Origin of the sequence: Mycobacterium sp. PDNC021 (assembly GCF_048282635.1) — a bacterium.
GTDB classification, from domain to species: domain Bacteria; phylum Actinomycetota; class Actinomycetes; order Mycobacteriales; family Mycobacteriaceae; genus Mycobacterium; species Mycobacterium llatzerense.
Genome location: NZ_CP182502.1, coordinates 5,232,303 through 5,252,871, shown reverse-complemented (window position 1 = coordinate 5,252,871; position 20,569 = coordinate 5,232,303). Strand labels below are relative to the sequence as shown.

Annotated in this window: 19 protein-coding genes and 1 pseudogene; 14 read left to right on the top strand and 6 right to left on the bottom strand. The window is 68.5% G+C overall.

Features of this window, described 5'->3' with window-relative positions:
- Positions 1-42: 42 nt before the first annotated feature.
- On the bottom strand, positions 43-975 hold the full coding sequence (gene dapD / locus ACNO8X_RS25025; protein ID WP_418003183.1) for a 2,3,4,5-tetrahydropyridine-2,6-dicarboxylate N-succinyltransferase: 933 nt from the start codon (positions 973-975) through the stop codon (positions 43-45).
- Positions 976-1,086: 111 nt separating this feature from the next.
- The gene (locus ACNO8X_RS25020) at positions 1,087-2,901 is read right to left on the bottom strand and encodes an NAD(P)-binding domain-containing protein (protein ID WP_418003182.1); all 1,815 of its coding nucleotides are present in this window, start codon (positions 2,899-2,901) and stop codon (positions 1,087-1,089) included.
- A 114-nt stretch (positions 2,902-3,015) separates the two neighbouring features.
- Between ACNO8X_RS25020 and ACNO8X_RS25015 the strand changes: the two genes are divergently transcribed.
- The 6 genes and pseudogenes from ACNO8X_RS25015 to ACNO8X_RS24990 all read left to right on the top strand — a co-directional run bounded on the left by ACNO8X_RS25015 (position 3,016) and on the right by ACNO8X_RS24990 (position 9,026).
- Positions 3,016-4,062: a 2,3-butanediol dehydrogenase gene (locus ACNO8X_RS25015; protein ID WP_418003181.1), complete on the top strand. Its 1,047-nt coding sequence runs from the start codon at positions 3,016-3,018 to the stop codon at positions 4,060-4,062.
- Between the two features lie 50 nt (positions 4,063-4,112).
- Positions 4,113-4,538: pseudogene (locus ACNO8X_RS25010) on the top strand (SDR family oxidoreductase); the annotation flags it as partial.
- A 23-nt stretch (positions 4,539-4,561) separates the two neighbouring features.
- Positions 4,562-5,842 carry a GAF domain-containing protein gene (locus tag ACNO8X_RS25005; protein ID WP_418003180.1) on the top strand — a complete coding sequence of 427 codons (1,281 nt, stop codon included), beginning with the start codon at positions 4,562-4,564 and terminating at the stop codon, positions 5,840-5,842.
- A gap of 26 nt (positions 5,843-5,868) precedes the next feature.
- Positions 5,869-6,933: a succinyl-diaminopimelate desuccinylase gene (dapE, locus tag ACNO8X_RS25000; RefSeq protein ID WP_418003179.1), complete on the top strand. Its 1,065-nt coding sequence runs from the start codon at positions 5,869-5,871 to the stop codon at positions 6,931-6,933.
- Positions 6,930-7,292: an RNA-binding S4 domain-containing protein gene (locus tag ACNO8X_RS24995; RefSeq protein ID WP_043395497.1), complete on the top strand. Its 363-nt coding sequence runs from the start codon at positions 6,930-6,932 to the stop codon at positions 7,290-7,292. The genes dapE and ACNO8X_RS24995 overlap by 4 nt, the downstream gene beginning before the upstream one ends.
- 144 nt (positions 7,293-7,436) lie before the next feature.
- On the top strand, positions 7,437-9,026 hold the full coding sequence (locus tag ACNO8X_RS24990; protein WP_418003178.1) for an ABC-F family ATP-binding cassette domain-containing protein: 1,590 nt from the start codon (positions 7,437-7,439) through the stop codon (positions 9,024-9,026).
- 165 nt (positions 9,027-9,191) lie between these two features.
- Here the strand turns inward: ACNO8X_RS24990 and ACNO8X_RS24985 are convergent, their stop codons facing one another.
- Together ACNO8X_RS24985 and ACNO8X_RS24980 are read right to left on the bottom strand one after the other, a co-directional pair.
- Positions 9,192-10,022, bottom strand: a complete 831-nt coding sequence (locus ACNO8X_RS24985; RefSeq protein ID WP_418003177.1) for a type VII secretion target — start codon at positions 10,020-10,022, stop codon at positions 9,192-9,194.
- A 71-nt stretch (positions 10,023-10,093) separates the two neighbouring features.
- The gene (locus ACNO8X_RS24980) at positions 10,094-11,749 is read right to left on the bottom strand and encodes an AAA family ATPase (protein WP_418006027.1); all 1,656 of its coding nucleotides are present in this window, start codon (positions 11,747-11,749) and stop codon (positions 10,094-10,096) included.
- Between the two features lie 101 nt (positions 11,750-11,850).
- On the opposite strand from ACNO8X_RS24980, the gene ACNO8X_RS24975 reads away from it, so the two are divergent.
- The 7 genes from ACNO8X_RS24975 (at position 11,851) to ACNO8X_RS24945 (ending at position 17,441) form a co-directional block, all read left to right on the top strand.
- Complete coding sequence (locus ACNO8X_RS24975; protein WP_418003176.1) at positions 11,851-12,426, top strand: TIGR00730 family Rossman fold protein; 576 nt, start codon at positions 11,851-11,853, stop codon at positions 12,424-12,426.
- Positions 12,427-12,437: 11 nt separating this feature from the next.
- A complete protein-coding gene (fadD6, locus tag ACNO8X_RS24970) occupies positions 12,438-14,219 on the top strand; it encodes a long-chain-acyl-CoA synthetase FadD6 (protein ID WP_418003175.1) in 1,782 nt (593 codons plus the stop codon).
- 214 nt (positions 14,220-14,433) lie between these two features.
- Entirely contained in the window at positions 14,434-15,258 is an 825-nt protein-coding gene (gene folP / locus ACNO8X_RS24965; protein WP_043984842.1) for a dihydropteroate synthase, read from the top strand.
- Positions 15,259-15,272: 14 nt separating this feature from the next.
- Positions 15,273-16,196 carry a glucosyl-3-phosphoglycerate synthase gene (locus tag ACNO8X_RS24960; RefSeq protein WP_418006026.1) on the top strand — a complete coding sequence of 308 codons (924 nt, stop codon included), beginning with the start codon at positions 15,273-15,275 and terminating at the stop codon, positions 16,194-16,196.
- A gap of 37 nt (positions 16,197-16,233) precedes the next feature.
- Positions 16,234-16,539, top strand: coding sequence for a DivIVA domain-containing protein (locus ACNO8X_RS24955; RefSeq protein ID WP_418003174.1), 306 nt, complete (start codon positions 16,234-16,236; stop codon positions 16,537-16,539).
- Positions 16,536-17,120, top strand: a complete 585-nt coding sequence (locus tag ACNO8X_RS24950; protein ID WP_418003173.1) for a DNA-3-methyladenine glycosylase I — start codon at positions 16,536-16,538, stop codon at positions 17,118-17,120. The genes ACNO8X_RS24955 and ACNO8X_RS24950 overlap by 4 nt, the downstream gene beginning before the upstream one ends.
- Positions 17,121-17,273: 153 nt before the next feature.
- Positions 17,274-17,441, top strand: coding sequence for a DUF3117 domain-containing protein (locus ACNO8X_RS24945; protein ID WP_005059648.1), 168 nt, complete (start codon positions 17,274-17,276; stop codon positions 17,439-17,441).
- Between the two features lies 1 nt (position 17,442).
- On the opposite strand, the gene glgA is transcribed toward ACNO8X_RS24945, so the two are convergent.
- Positions 17,443-18,612 (bottom strand): glycogen synthase, encoded by a 1,170-nt coding sequence (gene glgA, locus ACNO8X_RS24940; protein ID WP_082067846.1) that lies wholly within the window; start codon positions 18,610-18,612, stop codon positions 17,443-17,445.
- Positions 18,613-18,687: 75 nt separating this feature from the next.
- Between glgA and glgC the strand changes: the two genes are divergently transcribed.
- Positions 18,688-19,902: a glucose-1-phosphate adenylyltransferase gene (gene glgC / locus ACNO8X_RS24935; RefSeq protein WP_043395484.1), complete on the top strand. Its 1,215-nt coding sequence runs from the start codon at positions 18,688-18,690 to the stop codon at positions 19,900-19,902.
- Here the strand turns inward: glgC and ACNO8X_RS24930 are convergent.
- The gene (locus ACNO8X_RS24930; protein ID WP_418003172.1) at positions 19,899-20,507 is read right to left on the bottom strand and encodes a DUF4126 domain-containing protein; all 609 of its coding nucleotides are present in this window, start codon (positions 20,505-20,507) and stop codon (positions 19,899-19,901) included. The two genes, glgC and ACNO8X_RS24930, sit on opposite strands and share 4 nt — an antisense overlap.
- Between the last annotated feature and the right edge of the window lie 62 nt (positions 20,508-20,569).

Here is a 20,569-nt window from a genome sequence, read left to right as displayed (position 1 = left end):
CGAGCCCGAGCTGGCGCACCAGCTCAGGCTCGGCGGGCAGAACTAGTTGGCGTGCAGCACCTCATTGAGGGTGATGCCGGTGCCGTCGCGCTTGACGACCTCGACCGCGCCGCTGACCGAGTTCCGGCGGAACAGCAGGTTGTTAGAGCCGGACAGCTCCTTGGCCTTGATGGTCTGACCGTCGGCGGTGGTCACCTTGGTGCCGCCGGTGACGTAGAGGCCCGCCTCGATGACGCAGTCGTCGCCCAGCGAGATGCCCAGGCCGGCGTTGGCGCCCAGCAGGCAGCGCTTGCCCACCGAGATGACCTCTTTGCCGCCGCCGGACAGCGTGCCCATGATCGACGCGCCGCCGCCGACGTCGGAGCCGTCATCGACGACGACGCCCGCCGAGATGCGGCCCTCGACCATCGAGGTGCCCAGGGTGCCGGCGTTGAAGTTGACGAAGCCCTCGTGCATGACGGTGGTGCCCGACGCGAGGTGCGCGCCCAGGCGGACGCGATCGGCGTCGGCGATGCGCACGCCGGTCGGCAGCACGTAGTCGACCATGCGCGGGAACTTGTCGACGCCGAAGACGGTGACGGTGCCGCGGCGGCGCAGCTTGGCGCGGACGGTCTCGAAGCCCTCGACCGCGCAGGGGCCGAAGTTGGTCCACACCACGTTGGTCAGCAGGCCGAAGATGCCGTCCATGTTGGCGCCGTGGGGCGCGATCAGCCGGTGCGAGAGCAGGTGCAGCCGCAGGTAGGCGTCGTGTGCGTCGGCCGGCTTGTCGTCGAGCGAGGTGACGGTGGTGCGCACGACCTCGGTGCGCACGCCACGGTCCTCATCGGTGCCGACGAGCGCTTCCAGCTCAGCGGGGACCGGGCCGGCCGCGGCGTCGGCCGAGAGCTCCGGAGCGGGGAACCAGGTGTCCAGGACCGTTCCGTCGGCGGTGATGGTCGCGATGCCGATGCCAGATGCAGAAGTCACGTTGGCCAAGGTTACTGAACCAGTGCCGCGCAGGGGCTACCACCCACTCGCGAGCAGACACAAAACTGTCGTTTTCGCCAGGAAGACGACAGTTTTATGTCTGCTCGCGAGAGAACCAGCTCACTGCAGGTGATGGACCTCCTGCAGGCCGAAGACCGGCGTGGGGATGCCTTCGTAGCGCGCCTTCAGCTGCAGGGCCAGGTAGAGCGAGTAGTGCCGCGACTGGTGCAGGTTGCCGCCGTGGAACCACAGGTTCTCCTGCTGGGTCGGCTTCCACATGTTGCGCTGCTCGCCCTCCCAGGGGCCGGGGTCCTTGGCGGTCCCGCTGCCCAGGCCCCACACCTTGCCGACCCGGTCGGCGATCTCCTGACCCATCAGGTCGGCGGCCCAGCCGTTCATCGAGCCGTAGCCGGTCGCGTAGACGACGACGTCGGCCGGCAGCTCGGTGCCATCGGCGAGGACCACCGCGTCTGCCGTCAGGTGCGAGACCTGGCCGTGGGCCAGCTTGATCGAGCCGTCGGCCACCAGCTCGCACGCGCCGACGTCGATGTAGTAGCCCGAGCCGCGGCGCAGGTACTTCATGAACAGTCCGGAGTCGTCGTCGCCGAAGTCCAGCTCGAAGCCTGCGGCTTCGAGGCGCGAGTAGAAGTCCTTGTCCCGCAACCGGATCGCGTCGTAGATAGGCCGCTGGAAGTCGGCCATGATGGCGTAGGGCAGCGATGCGAAGGTCAGGTCTGCCTTCTCGGTCGTCATGCCGGCAGCCACCGCGCGCTCGGAGTACAGATCGCCGAGGCCGAGGTCCATCAGCGAATCCGATTTGACGATGTGCGTCGACGACCGCTGCAGCATCGTCACGTCGACGCCGTTCTCGTACAAGGCTTTACAGATGTCGTGCGCGGAGTTGTTGGACCCCACCACGACGACCTTCTTGCCGACGTATCGATCGGGCCCGGGGTGCTGACTCGAGTGGTGCTGTTCCCCGGCGAAGACGTCCTGGCCTGGAAGTGTTGGGATGCTGGGCTTTCCGGACATGCCTGTCGCCAGCACCAGTTGCGTCGGGTGGAGAGTGAGCCGCTCGCCGTCGCGGTTGACTTCGACGGTCCAGTGGCCCGCGTCGGAATCGTAAGTGGCCGAAAGGCATTCGGTGCGCGACCAGTACGGCACGTCCATGACGCGCGTGTAGAACTCCAGCCAGTCGCCGACCTTGTCCTTCGGCGCGAACACTGGCCAATTGGCGGGGAACGGCAGGTAGGGCAGGTGGTCGTACCAGACGGGGTCGTGCAGGCACAGGGACTTGTAGCGCCCCCGCCACTGGTCGCCGGGCCGCTCGTGTTTGTCGACGACGATGGCCGGCACCCCGAGCTGACGCAGCCGCGCGCCCAGTGCGATGCCGCCCTGTCCGCCGCCGATCACCAGCACATACGGCTGCGCCTCGCGACCCAGCGTCGCCTCTTCCTCAGCGCGCTTCTCGGCCCACGACCGCGGGTCGGGATCGGACCCGTGCACCGCGCCGAGCACGCGCGTCGCACCCTTGCGCTCCTCGTGGCCCTTGAGCTCCTGCAGCGTCGTCAGCAGCGTCCAGCCTTCGTCTCCACGTAGCCGCAGATGCCCTGAGCCGCGCCCGGTGGCTGTCTCGAACTCGATGAACGCCGACGTCACATCGCCGTCCGCCGTGGCCGGTTCCCGGGTCCGGAACCCGGACGGGGTGGTGTCGGCCAGCCGTGCGCGCAGCATGCCGGCAATCTGGTGGCGACCCGCCACGGTCTTGAGATTCCAGGTGAACGCGACGAGGTCGCGCCAGAAGCTGTCGACGGCGAACATCCCGGCGACTCCGTCGATGTCCTGCGCGGCCAGCGCCGTTTCGAAATTCGCGAGCCAGGTCTCGACGCGCTCCTGCGGCGAGATGGCGGTGGTGGGTTCCAGTGTTGCGGTCATGTGATCCAGAACATACGTGCGGCGCAACCTCCGACAAGAGTTGCACCACGTTGCAGCGTTGCAACCCCCTGCAACTCTGTCGAGGTGTGGTCGCCGTCACATAGAACTGGCGACATGAGAGCAGCTGTCTATTACGGACCCAACAAAGTCGCGGTCGAGGATGTCGCGGTCCCGGACCCCGGACCGGGCACGGTTCAGCTCCAGGTCGGCTTCAACGGCATCTGTGGCACTGACCTGCACGAGTACTACGCCGGCCCCATCTTCGTCCCCACCCAGCCGCATCCGTTGACCCATCAAGAGCTGCCGCTGACGCTGGGCCACGAATTCTCCGGCACCATCACGGCCGTCGGTGCCGGCGTCACCGAGTGGCGCGAGGGCGACCGGGTGGCCGTCGAGCCGATCTACAAATGCGGCCACTGCGGACCCTGCGCGGCGGGTAACTACAACGTCTGTCAACAGATCGGCTTCCACGGCCTGATGTCCGACGGCGGCATGGCCGAATACACCGTGGTGCCGACGAACATGCTGCACCGGCTGCCCGACAACGTCTCGCTGGAACTCGGGGCGCTCGTCGAACCGATGTCGGTGGCCTACCACGCGGCGACCCTCGGCGACGTCAGCCCTGGCGACACCGCGATGGTCTTCGGCGCCGGGCCCATCGGCATCGGACTGTGGTTCGCCTTGCGCGGCAAGGGACTTCAGGATGTCTTCGTCGTCGAGCCGTCGCCGGTCCGGCGGGCCGCCATCGAAGCGCTCGGCGCCACCACGCTGGACCCGACGACCACCGACGTGCCCGGCTTGATCGCCGACCACACCTACGGCGCCGGGGCCGACGCCGCGTTCGACGCCGCGGGCGTCACTCCCGCAGTGGAGACGGCACTGGCCTGCGTCGGCTCCCGCAAGCCCATGGTGAGCGTCGCGATCTACGAAAAGCCATTGCAGACACCACTTCTGAACCTGGTGATGAACGAGTCCCGCATCCAGGGCTCGCTGTGTTACACCGGCGCCGACTTCGAGGCGGTCATCGCATTGATGGCTCAGGGCGCCTACGACACCACCGGATGGGTGGCCCAGATTCCGATCGGTGATGTGGTCGCCGAAGGATTCGAAGCGCTGCATGCGGGGAACAAGATGAAGGTTTTGGTCGACCCGACGCGATGAGCGGAGAAACAGAAATGACACTGGCAGGCAAAGTAGCCCTGGTCACCGGCGCCGTCGCGAAATTCAAGGAACTCGGCAATCAAGACAACGGGACGATCAGCAAGATCATCAACGCCTCGTCGATCGCCGGGCATGACGGGTTCGCGATGCTCGGGCCGTACAGCGCCACCAAATTCGCGGTGCGTGCCCTGACTCAAGCCGCGGCCAAGGAACACGCCGCCGACGGCATCACCGTGAACGCATACTGTCCTGGCGTGGTGGGCACCGACATGTGGGTCGAGATCGACCAGCGATTCGCCGACCTGACCGGCGCCCCGGTGGGCGAGACCTACGCCAAGTTCGTCGGCGGGATTGCCCTGGGCCGGGCCGAAACCCCTGACGACGTAGCCGGATTCGTGTCCTATCTGGCCGGACCCGACGCCGACTACATGACTGGGCAGGCCGGCCTGATCGACGGCGGTCTGGTTTATCGCTGACATGCGGAGCACAATCGGCGATGATGCAGAGCCCGGCCGTGCCTGAACCAGCGGTAGCTGTTGGCGAGGACCCGCGCAGTTACGCGCGGTTGATGTCGGCTGTCTACGACGCCACCATGTCCGGCGGGCGCGCCCCGGCGCGGCCCCGCGATGTGATCGGCGACTCCTGGCAGCGCATGCTGGCCCGCGGCGTCAACCCGGACACCCACATCCCGCCGGTCATCGAAGCGACCGGGCTGGATGCGTTGCGAAAAGCATCGGGCTTGCTCACGGTGCTTGACGACGTGTCGCGCGGGCTGGAATCCATTGTCGCCGAAGGGGACAACATCCTGGTGCTGGCCGACGCGCGGGGCCGGGTGCTGTGGCGTTCGGGTTCGCCGGCGGTCCTGGGTAAAGCCGACCGGCTCGGGTTCGTCGAAGGCGCCAACTGGGGTGAGGGCGCCGTCGGCACCAACGCCATCGGCACCGCACTGGCGTCCAACCGCGCCGTGCAAGTGTTCTCCGCCGAGCATTTCCTGCGCAGCCACCACGCGTGGACCTGTGCCGGCGCCCCGGTCCGCGACCCACGCACCGGCCAGGTCATCGGCGTCGTCGACGTCTCCGGGCCGGCCGCGACGGTGCATCCCACCACCGTCGCGCTGGTCGACGCAGTCGCCCGGCTGGCCGAAGCGCACCTGCGCGAGCAGCACGATCGCACGCTGAACCGGCTGCGGATGGTCGCTGCCCCGATCCTGGCCCGGATCGGCAGTCCCGCACTGGCGGTCGATGCCGACGGCTGGGTGGCTGCCGTCGACCAGATGCCGCTGCACAACCGGATTCTGCTGCCCGAGGAACTGGCTCCGGGCCGGGTCTGGATCCCCACGTTGGGGCGGTGCGATGTCGAGCTGCTGCCCGGCGGTTGGCTGGTTCGGCCGTCGACTGCCGCCTCCGACGACGACGCGACCGCCACCCGCGTCGTGCTGGACCTGCGCGGTGCGCCCGTCCTCGAGATGGCGGGGCAGTTCGGTGGGTGGCGCCACGACATCTCGCTGCGGCACGCCGAGATCCTGCTGGTCCTGTCGATCCACCGGAACGGTCGGTCGGCATCGGAGCTGGCCGAGGACCTCTACGGTGACCGGAGTCGGGTGGTCACTGTGCGCGCTGAACTCTCCCGGATGCGAAAGCAATTGGCTGGCTTGATCCTTGGTAAGCCCTACCGGTTCGGCGACGATGCCGTCATCGACGTGCGCTACCCCGCCGACCGCTCGACCCTGCTGGGCGCCTCCACGGCACCGGCGATCCGGGCACTGCGCGCCGTCGCCTGAACCAGCGGACCGACTAACCTGGCTGAATGCTGGATCTCACCGCAGACCCGATCGCTCTGACCGCCGCGCTGGTCGACATTCCCAGCGAATCGCGGCACGAGCAGCTCATCGCCGACGAGATCGAGACCGCGCTCAAGGCGCAGGCCCCGCACTTCGAAGTGATTCGCAACGGCGACGCGGTGCTGGCCCGGACCAACCTGGGCCGGCCGTCGCGAGTGCTGCTCGCCGGGCACACCGACACCGTCCCCGCCGCCGACAACCTGCCCAGCCGAATCGAAGGCGACGAACTCTGGGGCTGCGGCACCTCCGACATGAAGGCCGGCGACGCGGTGTTCCTGCACCTGGCGGCCACCATCGCCGAGCCGACGCACGACATCACCCTCGTCATGTACGACTGCGAAGAGATCGAGTCCAGCGCCAACGGTCTCGGTCGTATCGAGCGTGAACTGCCCGACTGGCTCAAGGCCGACGTCGCGATTCTCGGCGAGCCCTCGGGCGGCCTCATCGAAGCCGGCTGCCAGGGCACGTTGCGCGTCATCATCCACGCCACCGGCACGCGCGCGCATTCGGCGCGATCGTGGCTGGGCGACAACGCGATTCACAAGCTCGGCGCCGTGCTGGATCGGCTCACCGCCTACCAGTCGCGCTCGGTCGACATCGACGGCTGCGTCTACCGCGAGGGCCTCTCCGCGGTCCGGATCGACGGCGGCATCGCGGGCAACGTCATCCCCGATGCCGCGTCGGTCACCGTCAACTTCCGGTTCGCCCCGGACCGCAGCGTCGAACAGGCGCTCGCGCACGTGCACGAGGTCTTTGCCGGTCTCGATGTGACCATCGAGCTGACCGATTCCGCAGCGGGTGCGCTGCCCGGTCTGGCGCAACCGGCCGCGGCCGCGCTGGTGGCGGCCGCCGGGGGACAGGTGCGGGCCAAGTACGGCTGGACCGACGTGGCGCGCTTTGCCGCCCTTGGCATTCCGGCGGTCAACTACGGGCCGGGTGACCCGAACCTCGCACACAAGGTCGACGAGCGGGTGTCGACGCAGGACATCACCGCGGTCACCGACATCTTGCGGCGGTACCTGACAAGTTGAGTAGCGTCCGCGTCGACAGCTGGATTTTCGCGGTCCGGATCACCAAGACCCGGGCGCTCGCTGCCGCTGCGTGCCGGGCCGGACATGTCCGCGTCAACGGCGTCACCGTCAAACCGGCCCAGCTGGTCAGTCCGGGTGACGAGGTTCGCGTCCGGATCGAGGGCCGTGAGCGCATCGTCGAGGTCATCCGGCCGATCGCCAAGCGGGTGGGCGCGGCCGTCGTGCCGGAATGCCTGATCGACCGCAGCCCGCCGCCACCGGCCAAAGAGACGATGCCCGCGGTGCCCATCCGGGACCGGGGCGCCGGCCGGCCCACCAAACGTGAACGGCGACAGCTGGATCAGCTGCGCGGCTACTGAGCGACGATAAATCAGTTGCGCCCGTGCGTATGGTGGGTTTTGCAACTGCTGTCAACGAAGGTGGGCCGAAAAACATGCTGGGAGAAGACATCTCCGGATAACCGGAGTACGCCCTCGCCCTGTCACTCTCACGAGAGCTCTTGCATGTCTTCTATCACCTGTGCCCATTTGTCGTTTTCCTGGCCCGATGACACCGAGGTGTTCTCGGATCTGTCGTTCACCGTCGGCGCCGGCCGCACCGGACTGGTAGCTCCCAACGGCGCCGGTAAGAGCACACTGCTCAAACTCATCGCCGGAGAGCTCCAGCCGACCGGCGGCGGCGTAACCGTCGACGGGTCGGTGGGCTACCTGCCGCAGACGCTGCCGTTCGCCACAGACCTGACCGTCGCCGAAATGCTCGGGGTGGCACCCATTTTGGCCGCGCTCACGGCGCTGGCGGATGGCGACGCGTCCGAGGCTGTCTTCGCCGCCATCGGCGACGAGTGGGACATCGAGGAACGTAGTGCGGCGCAGCTGGCGCGACTCGGCCTCGACGTCCCCCTCGACCGGGTGCTCGGCGCGCTGTCCGGCGGAGAGGTGATCACTCTCGGGCTGGCCGCGCAGTTGCTGCGGCGGCCCGACGTCCTGCTGCTCGACGAACCCACCAACAACCTGGATATTGCTGCACGACAACGGCTCTACGACGAACTCGACCGCTACCCGGGCGCCTTGCTGCTGATCAGCCACGACCGTGCGCTGCTCGATCGGATGGATCGCATTGCCGAACTGCGCGACGGTGACGTCCAGTTCTACGGCGGGAATTTCACGGCGTACCAGGACGCGGTCGCCGACGCGCAACGTGCCGCTGCAGATGAGATGCGCAATGCGGAGTCGCAGCTCAAACTTCAGAAGCGCCAGATGCAGCAGGCCCGGGAACGCGCGGCCCGCCGAGCCGGCACCGCCGCCCGCAACCTGAAGGACGCCGGACTGCCGAAAATCGTTGCCGGAAAGCTCAAACGCAATGCCCAGGAATCGGCCGGCCGCGCCGACGAGGTCCATGCGCGCCGGGTCGACGACGCCCGGGCGCGCCTCGACGCCGCCGAACGGGCGGTGCGCGACGACGACGTCATCGCCCTCGATCTGCCGAACACGGAAGTCCCCGCAGGCCGTACCGTGCTGAGTGCGAGTGGCCTGAACATCCAGCGTGGTGGTCGGATGCTGTTCGCCGACAACGGAATCGACCTCGACATCCGCGGCCCGGAGCGCATCGCCCTGACCGGTCGTAACGGTGCGGGCAAGTCCACGCTGCTCCGGATGATCAACGGCGACATAGAGCCCGATGCCGGCACCCTGACTCGCGGCGACGGCCGGGTCGCGTACCTGTCACAGCGCCTCGACCTACTGGACGAGCAGCGCAAGGTCTTGGAGAACCTGATGTCCTGGGCGCCGACCCTCAGTATCACGCGGAGGCGGCACCTGCTGGCGCAGTTCCTGTTCCAGGACAACAGGATTGATCTACCTGTATCGGTGCTCTCCGGCGGCGAGCGGCTGCGCGCGACGCTGGCCTGCGTGCTGTACGCGGAACCGGCGCCGCACCTGCTGCTGCTCGACGAACCGACGAACAACCTGGATCTGGTGAGCGTCGGGCAACTGGAATCCGCGCTGAACGCCTACCGCGGCGCCTTCATCGTCGTCAGCCATGACGAACGCTTCCTCGAGGCGATCGGCATCGAGCGCCGGATGACGCTGCCCTAGCCCGACCCGAGCCTGGTAGGTCGGCGTTCGAGGCGCCAGCCGGTCTGTACCCCCAGTTCGGTTGGCGGCCGTCAGCTTTCCTTGACGTCAGGGAAAGCTGACGGGTTCAGATCGAACATGTCCTAGAGAGAGGTACGGCTGCGGCCATAGTGGCGGCGAATCGCGCTAGATGTCCTGCGGCCGGGTCTGGGCCGGGCGGCGCGGCGGGGGAGTCGCGCCTGCCGGCCCGGTTGCCGACTCCGCATCGGCAGCACCGGACTGGCCGCGGTGCTCAACCGACAGGATCCGTTTGTCGTCCTCGCCCTTTTCGTGACGCTCAGGGTCCCGCCGCTCCCGGTCGCGATCGTCATCATCCGACTTATCGTGTTCCCCAACGGTATCCACGCCGCTGGGGTCGCTCAGTCCGCCGAGCCCAGCTCCCGCGGCGTGCCCGGCGCCGGCACCGTCGGCCCCGCCCAGCCCGCCGAGCAGTCCTCCCAATACGCCACTGACGCTCTGCGCCAACTGGCCCGGAATCTGACCCAACGACTGCGCCACGCCTTGGGCGATCTGCCCGGCCTGTTGGCCGACCTGCCCGAGCGTCTGCGCCACGTCACCACCACCGGCGGCCGGGCTGCCCGGCACCGCCGCGCCGAGGCCACCCGGCGTGCCGGCACTGACGCCACTGCCACCCCCTGGGATGCCCTCGGCTGCCGAGGACAGGCCACGCGCGCCCTGCTCGTCGCCGGCCCGGTAGGACTCGGCGGCGCGGTGCAACCGCTCGGACATCTGCTGGCCTGCCGCACCCGTCGACTGCAGGATGTTGTCCCGCCGTGCCATGACCCCGCCGAGCGCCGAATTCATCCCGAAGGCGATCAACCCGTGTGTGGTCGCGGGGCCGACCGACTGCCCCAGACCGCCGCCGTTCTGCAGCTGTCCGAGCCCCGCGGCGACCGCGTCGTGCACCCGGGCCATGCCCAACACACCCTCGGTATTGACGTACAGCGGATCGCCCATGACCTGCTCCCTCGATGACCTGTTGCGGTCAATCCTATGGCGGGTCGGACGACCGGCCGTGCGGCAAATGGTCAGGCGCGCTCGGCGGCGACCCCCGTCGCCACCGCGCGGGCCTGCCGGCCGAAGGCACAGTCGACGCTGACGCGGTCGAAACAGCCGGCGGCCCGGACATCGCCCAGGCGCGCCGCGTCGTGCAGCGCGCGCAGGGCCACGGCCGACTGGCCGCCCCGCTCGGCGGCGCGGAACGCCTCGCGGGCAGCGGCCACGGCGCCGTGCTGATCCCGCCGAGCCGCGTTGGTCCAGGCGCGGGCCAGCGCCAATTCGGGGGCGAACAACATCGACTTCAGCCCGTGCCGAGCCTCGGCACGGGCCAGGGCGCGGCCGGCCTCGGCGGTCGCTCCGCGCCGGCCGAGCGCCTGCGCCAGCAGCATCCACGCCAGCGGACCCCACGAATATCCGGTGGGTGCCAGCACCTTTGCGGCATCGCCGAGCAGCTCGATCGCGGAGTCGAGTTCGCCTCGCGCGATCAACACGTCGGCCAGCAGCACCTCGCCGATGGCCCGCCCGGGTTGCTGCGACTGGGTGAAGTCGATCAACTCGTGGGCCAGTTCCTGAGCCTGGTCCGGTGCCCCGTCCAGCAAGAGGGCCGTCGTCTGCCCGAAGCCACTGGTGAACCGCAGCAACCCCGGTTGCCCGGCGGCCAGGGCACGTTCGGCGAAGGCGTCCACTTCGGTCAACCGGCCCGTGCGGGCGCAACTCAGCGCCGCCGCCGACGCCGCCCAGCCGACGGCGGTGTCGCTCGGGTCGTCACTGGCCAGCACCGAGTCGGCCAGCTGCATGGCCCGGCCGAGATTGCCCGCGTTCATCGCGAACGTCGCCGACAGCGCGTCCAACGTGACCTGCGCGGCCGTGGTCTGTACCCGGCTTCGGATGGTGCGGAGGAAGGCCGTCGCGCGCTCGGGCTCGGACAGCATCCAGAACTGATTGGCCGCGCGGGGCAGCGCCCACGTCATCAATGCCGGCTCGGTCAGCGCCGCCGGATCGACCTCGGCCAGCACGGCATCGGCGTCCAGGCCGCGACCCTGCCAGGCCAGCGCGTAGCTCAACGTCACCCGGGTGGCCAGGCCGCCGGCCGGCAGTGCGGCCCGACCCAGCCGTTCGGCCAACTCCAGATCGCCCAGGCGCAGGGCATCGTCGGCGGCGGCAGCCAGCTCGGCCACCCGCGCAGCGGCACCGCCGTCGAGTGCCCGCACCGCGCGCCGCAGCCGGGCGACGACGCCATCGCCGTCCAACGGTGGCAGCTCCGGCGCCTCGAACGCGGCAGACGAGCCCGGCCCGTCAGCCGCCACCGGAACCGCCAACCGGTCCCGCGCCAACGACGAAATGCCCTCGGGCAGAGACTGATTCGCTTCCGCTGTCACGATGACCCGGGCCGCGCCGGACACCGCGAGCTGATACACCAGCGACGCCGAGAGCCGGTCCAGTAGATGCCCGTCATCGACGACCAGCAGCAGTCCCGTCCCGAGCGCCTCCCGCGCCGCTCGCAACACCTGCACCGTCCGCCCGGTCTCGGGCACGGTGAACAACCGCTCGAACGCCGCGAACGGCACGCACGAATCGGCCGCGCTGCCGGCAATCCAGGCCGCTCGCTCGAACCCCGGTGCCAGCTCCTCGTACGCCGCCCGCGCCGCCGCGGTCTTGCCGGACCCACGGGCACCGGTCAGCAGCGCACCGGCCCCGGATTCGACGCCCGCTTTCAGCTGGCTGAGCACCACGATCCGATCCTATGGCTGAGCGCCGGACGGCACGGCTCGATTAGCGTTGTGCTGTGCTGGCCGACAACATCCCCGAAAACTCTTATGCCGTCTGTGTCTACTGCGCCGCCGGTCCCCGTCATCCCGAATTGCTCGCTCTCGCCGCCGACGTCGGCCGGGCCATTGCCGCGAAAGGCTGGACCCTGGTGTCCGGCGGCGGCAACGTCTCGGCGATGGGCGCCGTCGCCGACGGCGCCCGGGAGAACGGCGGCCGCACCGTCGGCGTCATCCCGAAGAAACTGGTGCACCGCGAACTGGCCGACGTGAACGCCGCCGAACTCATCGTCACCGACACCATGCGCGAGCGGAAGCAGATCATGGAGGACCGCTCCGACGCGTTCATCGCGTTGCCCGGCGGCATCGGCACCCTGGAGGAATTCTTCGAGGCCTGGACGGCCGGCTACCTCAACATGCACGACAAGCCGCTGGTGATGCTCGATCCGCACGGCCACTACGACGGCCTGCTGACCTGGCTGCACACGCTGGTCGACACCGGATACGTGCAACAGGCCGCGCTCGACCGGCTCGTGGTCGCCCGTGACGTCGACGAGGCGATAGCTGCTTGTGCACCCGGTCACATCGCTCACTAGGCTCACCACGCATGAGTGACGACACTTCACGCACCGGCGTCGGCCTGCTGGACATCGCCAAGCAACTGCCGGGCTTCCTGGCTGACGCTCCGGTGATCGCTCGGGGCTTGATCACCGGTTTCGGTGCCAGCCCGACGGCGAAGACATCGATCGGCAAGGTGTTCCAGGAACGCGCCGAAGCGAACAAGAACAAGGTCTTCATCAAGTTCGACGACCAGCGCATCACCTACGGCCAGGCCAACGCGACGGTGAACCGCTACGCGTCGGTGCTGGCGGCCAAGGGCGTCGGGCCGGGCTCGGTGGTCGGCATCATGCTGCGCAACTCGCCGGACGCGGTGCTGCTGATGCTGGCGACGGTCAAGTGTGGCGCGATCGCCGGGATGATCAACTACAACCAGCGCGGCAACGTGCTGGCACACAGCCTGGGCCTGCTCGGCGCCAAGGTCCTGGTCGCCGAGGCGGACTTCGTCGAGCCCGTCACCGAGTGCGGTGCCGATCCGGAGCTGACGCAGGGCCTGGTCTCGGTCGAGGAGCTGCGCGAGCTCGCCGTCGGCCAGTCGACCGCCAACCCGGCGGGCACCAGCCAGATCCTGGCCAAGGAGAAGGCGTTCTACATCTTCACCTCGGGCACCACCGGCCTGCCGAAGGCCAGCGTGATGACGCACTACCGTTGGCTGCGCGCGCTCGGTGGGTTCGGCGGGCTGGGACTGCGCCTGAACAGCAGCGACACCCTGTACTGCTGCCTGCCGCTGTACCACAACAACGCCCTCACCGTCGCAACGTCGTCGGCCCTCAACGCCGGCGCCGCGCTGGCACTGGGCAAGTCGTTCTCGGCCTCGCGCTTCTGGGACGAGGTCATCAAGTACGACGCCACCGCCTTCATCTACATCGGCGAGATCTGCGGGTACCTGCTGAACCAGCCGCCCAAGGCGACCGACCGGGCGCACCAGGTCCGGGTCATCGCCGGCAACGGTCTTCGCCCCGCGATCTGGGACGAGTTCACCTCCCGCTTCGGCATCAAGCGCGTGTGCGAGTTCTACGCCGCCAGCGAGGGCAACACCGGCTTCGTCAACGTCTTCAACATCGACAAGACCACGGGCATCTGCCCGTCGCCGGTCGTGTACGTCGAATACGACCTGGAGACCGGTGAGCCGGCCCGTGGCCCCGACGGCCGGCTGCGCAAGGTCAAGCGCGGCGAACCGGGCCTGCTGCTCAGCAAGGTCAACAACCTGCAGCCGTTCGACGGCTACACCGACAAGTCGGCCAGCGAGAAGAAGCTGGTGCGCAACGCGTTCAAGGACGGCGACGTCTGGTTCAACACCGGCGACCTCATGCGGTCGCAGGGCTTCGCGCACGCCGCGTTTGCCGACCGTCTCGGTGACACCTTCCGGTGGAAGGGCGAGAACGTCGCCACCACCGAGGTCGAGGCCGCGCTCGGTGGCGACGACCAGGTCGAGGAGTGCACGGTCTACGGCGTCGAGGTGCCGGGCTGCGGCGGCCGCGCCGGGATGGCATCGGTGCAGCTGCGCGACGGTGCCGAATTCGACGGCGCCGCGCTGGCCAAGGCCGGCTTCGAGCACCTGCCGGCCTATGCGGTACCGCTGTTCATCCGGATCGTGCCCGCGTTGGCGCACACCTCGACGTTCAAGAACCAGAAGGTCGACCTGCGCAAACAGGGCTACGGCGCCGAGGTATCGGACCCGATCTACGTGCTGGCGGGGCGCGAGGACGGCTACGTGCCGTTCTACCCGGAGTACCCGGCCGAGGTGAAGGACGGCAAGAAGCCGCGCTAGCCCGATGGGCCGCTGATGGTGCCGGTGTGACTCCCGGGGCGATTGGCGGCCGTCGCGGGCAGCGAATGTGCCGTCAGCGCGCCCGTTTCGGCGGCTCCGCGCGCTGAGTGCACATTCGGCGCGTCCGAGACTTCCGGTTAGCCTGGGAGCCGTGCAGTCCTCCGCAAGGGGCCAGTTCCTGGGTCGCCAGGTGGCCGGCGATCGCGCGCTGATCATGGCGATCGTCAACCGCACCCCGGATTCCTTCTATGACCGGGGGGCGACCTTCAGCGACGGCGCAGCCAAGGACGCAGCGCACCAGAAGATCGCCGACGGGGCCGACGTCATCGACATCGGCGGCGTGAAGGCGGGGCCGGGCAGCACCGTCGACGCCGACGAGGAGATCGCGCGCGTTGTGCCGTTCATCGAATGGCTCCGCGGTGAGTACCCCGACCAGCTGATCAGCGTCGACACCTGGCGGGCGAACGTGGCCAAGCAAGCCTGCGCGGCCGGGGCCGACCTGATCAACGACACCTGGGCCGGCGCCGATCCCGGGCTGCCCGAGGTGGCCGCCGAATTCGGGGCCGGGCTGGTCTGCTCGCACACCGGCGGGGCAGTGCCGCGGACCCGGCCCTTTCGCGTCAACTACGGCGTCACCGAACGCGGTGTGGTGGACGACGTCATCGCCGAAGTGACCGCCGCGGCAGCGCATGCCGTTTCCGTGGGCGTCCGCAAGGACGCCATCCTGATCGACCCGACGCACGATTTCGGCAAGAACACTTACCACGGTCTTAGTTTGTTGCGCCATGTAAAAGATCTTGTAAATACCGGATGGCCAGTGCTGATGGCCCTGAGTAACAAGGATTTCGTAGGGGAGACTTTAGGAGTCGAACTGACCGAGCGCCTGGAGGGGACGCTGGCCGCGACGGCACTTGCCGCCGCTGACGGCGCCGCCATGTTCCGGGTGCATGAGGTGGGCCCCACCCGGCGCGTCCTGGAAATGGTCGCGTCGATCCAGGGCGGGCGTCCACCGAGCCGAACAGTGAGGGGACTCGCGTGACCCTAAGTCCTGAATTGACCGCAGAAGGCATCGCTCGCCATGCCTGGCTGGCGGAACGCAGCTGGAGCCGGCCGACGTGGACCATCGCCGAGCTCGAGGCCGCCAAGGCCGGCCGCACCGTCTCCGTCGTGCTGCCCGCGCTGAACGAGGAAGATACCGTCGCCGACGTCATCGACAGCATCAGCCCGCTGGTGGGTGGCCTGGTCGACGAGCTCGTGGTCCTCGACTCCGGTTCGACCGACGAGACGGAACTGCGCGCCATCGAGGCCGGGGCGCGGGTCGTCAGCCGCGAACAGGCTCTGCCCGAGGTGCCGGTCCAGCCTGGCAAGGGCGAGGCCCTGTGGCGCTCGCTGGCGGCCACGACCGGCGACATCGTCGTGTTCGTCGACTCCGACCTGCTCGACCCCGATCCGATGTTCGTGCCCAAGCTGCTCGGGCCGCTGCTGCTGGCCGACGGCGTGCATCTGGTCAAGGGTTTCTACCGGCGGCCGCTGAAGATCAGCGGCGGCGAGGACGCCAACGGCGGCGGCCGGGTCACCGAGCTGGTGGCACGTCCGCTGCTCGCGTCCCTGCGGCCCGAGCTGACCTGCCTGCTGCAGCCGCTGGGCGGCGAGTACGCCGGTACCCGGGAGCTGCTGACGTCGGTTGGGTTCGCGCCGGGCTACGGCGTCGAGATCGGCCTGCTGATCGACACCTATGACAAGCTGGGCCTCGACGCCATCGCTCAGGTCAACCTCGGGGTGCGCACGCATCGCAACCGGCCGCTGACCGAGCTGGCCGCGATGAGCCGTCAGGTGATCGCCACCCTGCTGTCGCGCTGCGGCATCAGCGACTCCGGCGTCGGGCTGACCCAGTTCTTCCTCGACGGCGACGCCTACACGCCGCGGACGTCGACGGTGTCGCTGATCGACCGTCCGGCGATGAACACCCTGCGCTGATCCCACTTTGTCGGTGCGATCCGGCAGGATCGTCGGTGTGACGCTGATTCTCATCTACCTCGTGGTGCTGATCCTGGTCGCGGTGGTGCTGTTCGCCCTGGGCACTGTGTTGTTCGGCCGCGGTGAGCAGCTGCCCCCACTGGCGCGGGGCACCACAGCCACCGTGCTGCCCGCATCCGGTGTCACCGGCGCCGATGTCGATGCCGTGAAGTTCACGCAGACCCTGCGCGGCTACAAGACCAGCGAGGTCGACTGGGTGCTGGACCGGCTGGCGCAGGAGCTGGACTCGCTGCGCGGCGAGCTGACGACATTGCGTGCGCAGACTGCGGATGCCGAGCAGTGACTGCTCCCGACGGCCGGGTCCGGTGCGGCTGGGTCGACATCGGCGCTTCCGCCGACGCGACGCAGTACCGCGACTACCACGACACCGAGTGGGGCCGCCCGCTCCGTGGCACGCAGGCGCTGTTCGAGCGCGTCTCGCTGGAGGCGTTCCAGAGCGGTCTGTCGTGGCTGATCATCCTGCGTAAGCGGGAGAACTTCCGGGCTGCGTTCCACGGATTCGATGTGGCGAAAGTGGCCGGTTTCGGGGAGCAGGACATCGACCGGCTGCTGGCCGACCAAGGCATCGTCCGCAACCGCGCCAAGATCGAGGCGACTATCGCGAACGCCCGCGTGATCGACGGCGGTCTGGACCTCGACGAGCTGCTGTGGTCGTTCGCGCCGCCATCGCGGCCGCGGCCTGTTGACCTGGCCCAGGTCCCGGCGACCACACCGGAGTCGGTGGCCATGGCCAAGGAGCTGAAGCGCCGGGGGTTTCGGTTCGTCGGCCCGACCACGGCGTATGCGTTGATGCAGGCCACCGGGATGGTGGACGACCACATCGAGGCCTGTTGGGTGCCCCGGCACAGCTCATCGGAGGTCTGACGGGCGGGTCTTTCACACCCGCCGGTAGCGATAGGGAACAATAGACATAGTTCAGTTGCAGTTCAGTGCCGTGAGCCGACCACGTCAGTGGGTCGTTCCGGCCTTGATCCGGGACCGTGGATGCGGTCCGGGCGCGTGCGGAGGGAGCACCCGATGGCGGCGATGAAGCCCCGGACCGGCGACGGTCCACTGGAAGCAACCAAAGAGGGGCGCGGCATCGTCATGCGGGTACCGCTGGAGGGTGGCGGTCGTCTGGTGGTCGAGCTGACCCCGGATGAGGCCGCGGCCCTGGGCGACGAACTGAAGAACGTCACCAGCTAGTTCAGCTGCAGACGCTCCGATAGATATCGAGCGTCTGCTGGGCGACCTGCAGCCAGGAGAATTCCTCGATGCACCGCCGACGGCCGGCCTGCCCGAACGCGCGGGCCTGTTCGGGGTCGCGGACCAACGCGTTGACCGCGTCCGCGAGCCCCGTCTCAAACTCCACCGCGTCAGCGGCGTCGTAGTGCACCAGTAGTCCGGTGGTGCCGTCGTCGACCACCTCGGGAATGCCGCCGACGTCCGATGCGACCACGGCGGTGCCGCAGGCCATCGCTTCGAGGTTGACGATGCCCAGCGGTTCGTAGACCGACGGGCAGACGAAAACTGATGCCGTCGCGAGTATTTCGCGGATTTTCTCGGTCGGCAGCATCTCCTGGATCCAGTGCACCCCGGCGCGGGTCGCGCTGAGCTCCTTCACCGCGGCAGCCACCTCGGCGGCGATCTCCGGGGTGTCGGGCGCGCCGGCACACAACACCAGCTGCACGTCGGGGTCGAACCGGTGGGCCGCCGCGATCAGATGGCTGACGCCCTTCTGCCGGGTGATCCGCCCGACGAAAGCCACGATCGGCCGGTCCGGATCGACGCCGAGGTCGGCCAGGGTTTGGCCTGCCTCGACCGGATACCAGTCGTCAGTGTCGATCCCGTTGCGCACCACGTGCACTCGCGCGGGGTCCAGCTGCGGGTAGGTGGCCAGGACGTCGGCCCGCATACCCGCACTGACGGCGATGACGGCGTCGGCCGCTTCGATCGCGGTGCGCTCGACCCACGACGAGATGCGGTAGCCGCCGCCGAGCTGCTCGGCCTTCCACGGCCGCCTCGGCTCCAGCGAGTGCGCGGTCAGTACGTGCGGGATGCCGTGCAGCAGCGCGGTGAGGTGTCCGGCCATGCCGGTGTACCAGGTGTGCGAATGCACCACCGTGGGTACGGCAGCCGGTCCGGCGAAGGCGTTGTTCACCATCGCCAGATCCGCCGACAGCGTTGTCAGGGCCGCGTTGGCCCCCGCGAGCAGCGGATCGGGCTGGGCCACGAAGGCGTCCCTGCGGTGCACACCCATGCAGTGGACGTCGACGTCGCACAGCTTCGTCAGCTGCCCGACGAGTTCGGTCACGTGCACGCCCGCGCCGCCGTAAACCTCCGGCGGATACTCCCGAGTCATCATCGCAACGCGCATGTCGATGACGTTAACGCGTGACAGGTTGGGACGTATGTCTGGCCGCTTCGGTTGGTGGCTATTAGGTTTGGTGCCATGAGGGAACAGCCGCAGGTGCTGGGAATCGTCTTGGCAGGCGGTGAGGGCAAGCGGCTGTATCCACTGACCGCGGACCGGGCCAAGCCCGCCGTCCCGTTCGGGGGCGCCTACCGGCTCATCGACTTCGTCCTATCCAACCTCGTCAACGCCCGGTACCTGCGGATTTGTGTTCTGACGCAATACAAGTCGCATTCCCTGGACCGGCACATCTCGCAGAACTGGCGGCTGTCGGGTCTGGCCGGCGAGTACATCACCCCGGTTCCGGCGCAGCAGCGGCTGGGCCCACGGTGGTACACGGGTTCGGCCGACGCCATCTATCAGTCGATGAACCTCATCTACGACGAAGACCCCGATTACATCGTGGTCTTCGGCGCCGACCACGTGTACCGCATGGATCCCGAGCAGATGGTGCAGTTCCACATCGAGAGCGGAGCGGGCGCGACCGTCGCCGGCATCCGGGTGCCGCGAGCCGAGGCGTCGGCGTTCGGCTGCATCGACGCCGACGAGTCCGGCCGCATCCGCAGCTTCATCGAAAAGCCGGCGGACCCGCCGGCATGCACCGACGACCCGGACCAGACGTTCGTGTCCATGGGCAACTACGTGTTCACCACCAAGGCGCTCATCGACGCCATCCGGGTGGACGCCGAGAACCACGATTCCGATCACGACATGGGCGGCAACATCATTCCGCAGATGGTTGCCGACGGGATGGCCGCCGTCTACGACTTCAACGACAACGAGGTGCCCGGGGCCACTGAGCGTGACCACGGCTACTGGCGTGACGTCGGAACGCTGGACGCGTTCTACGACGCTCATATGGACCTGGTGTCGGTGCACCCGGTGTTCAACCTCTACAACCGGCGCTGGCCCATCCTCGGCGAGTCGGAGCACCTGGCCCCGGCCAAGTTCGTCAACGGCGGTTCGGCGCAGGAATCGGTGGTCGGCGCGGGCAGCATCATTTCGGCTGCGTCCGTGCGCAATTCGGTGCTGTCGTCCAACGTCGTGATCGACGACGGCGCCATCGTCGAGGGCAGCGTCATCATGCCCGGGGCGCGGGTCGGTCGCGGCGCGGTGGTGCGGCACGCCATCTTGGACAAGAACGTCGTCGTCGGGCCCGGCGAGATGGTCGGTGTGGACCTCGAGAAGGACCGCGAACGCTTCTCGGTGAGTGCCGGCGGCGTGGTCGCGGTCGGTAAGGGCGTCTGGGTCTAGACGGCCGGCGGCGTTGCGTCGACCGTTTTCGCCTTTCCGCGACGGCGGCGTCGGAGCAGGGCCACCGCAGCCCAGACCAGCCCCGCCAGCACGACCAGCACCAGCACGGGCAGCACGATCGCGACGATGACCAGCCCGACGCTGGCCACGTCCTCCAGCGTGCTCAGGACCGGCGCTGCGAGCCCGCCCGTGGCGACATTGGCGACCGGCCGCACCGTGGATTTGGTCAGGGACACCACCAGCGCGGTGACGGCCCCGATCACCACGGGAATCCACTGTCCGGAACTGGCGAACGCGCCAGGGTCGGTGACAGCCGCGGTCTGCGCCGCGGTGCCGGAGCCGAAGACGATGCCGCCGGAGGTCGGCCGTACGAACGTCTGGATGGTGTCGTTGATGCTGTCTAGGGCCGGCACCTTGTCGGCGACGATCTCGACGACCAGTAGCACGGCCACGATGCCGATCACCCAGCCGTTGGTCAGCCACGCCCACGGGTGCGGTAGCTCGACGAGATTGGTGAAGCGTCCCAGCAGGCCCATCGCCAGCAGTGGGATGTAGGCGTTGAGGCCCGATGCGGTGGCCAGGCCGAGCCCGGTGAACAGTTCCACCGGTTCAGTCTCCGCGATTTGTGCACGATTTCTCGCGCTGTCCGCGGATTTTCGTGCACAAG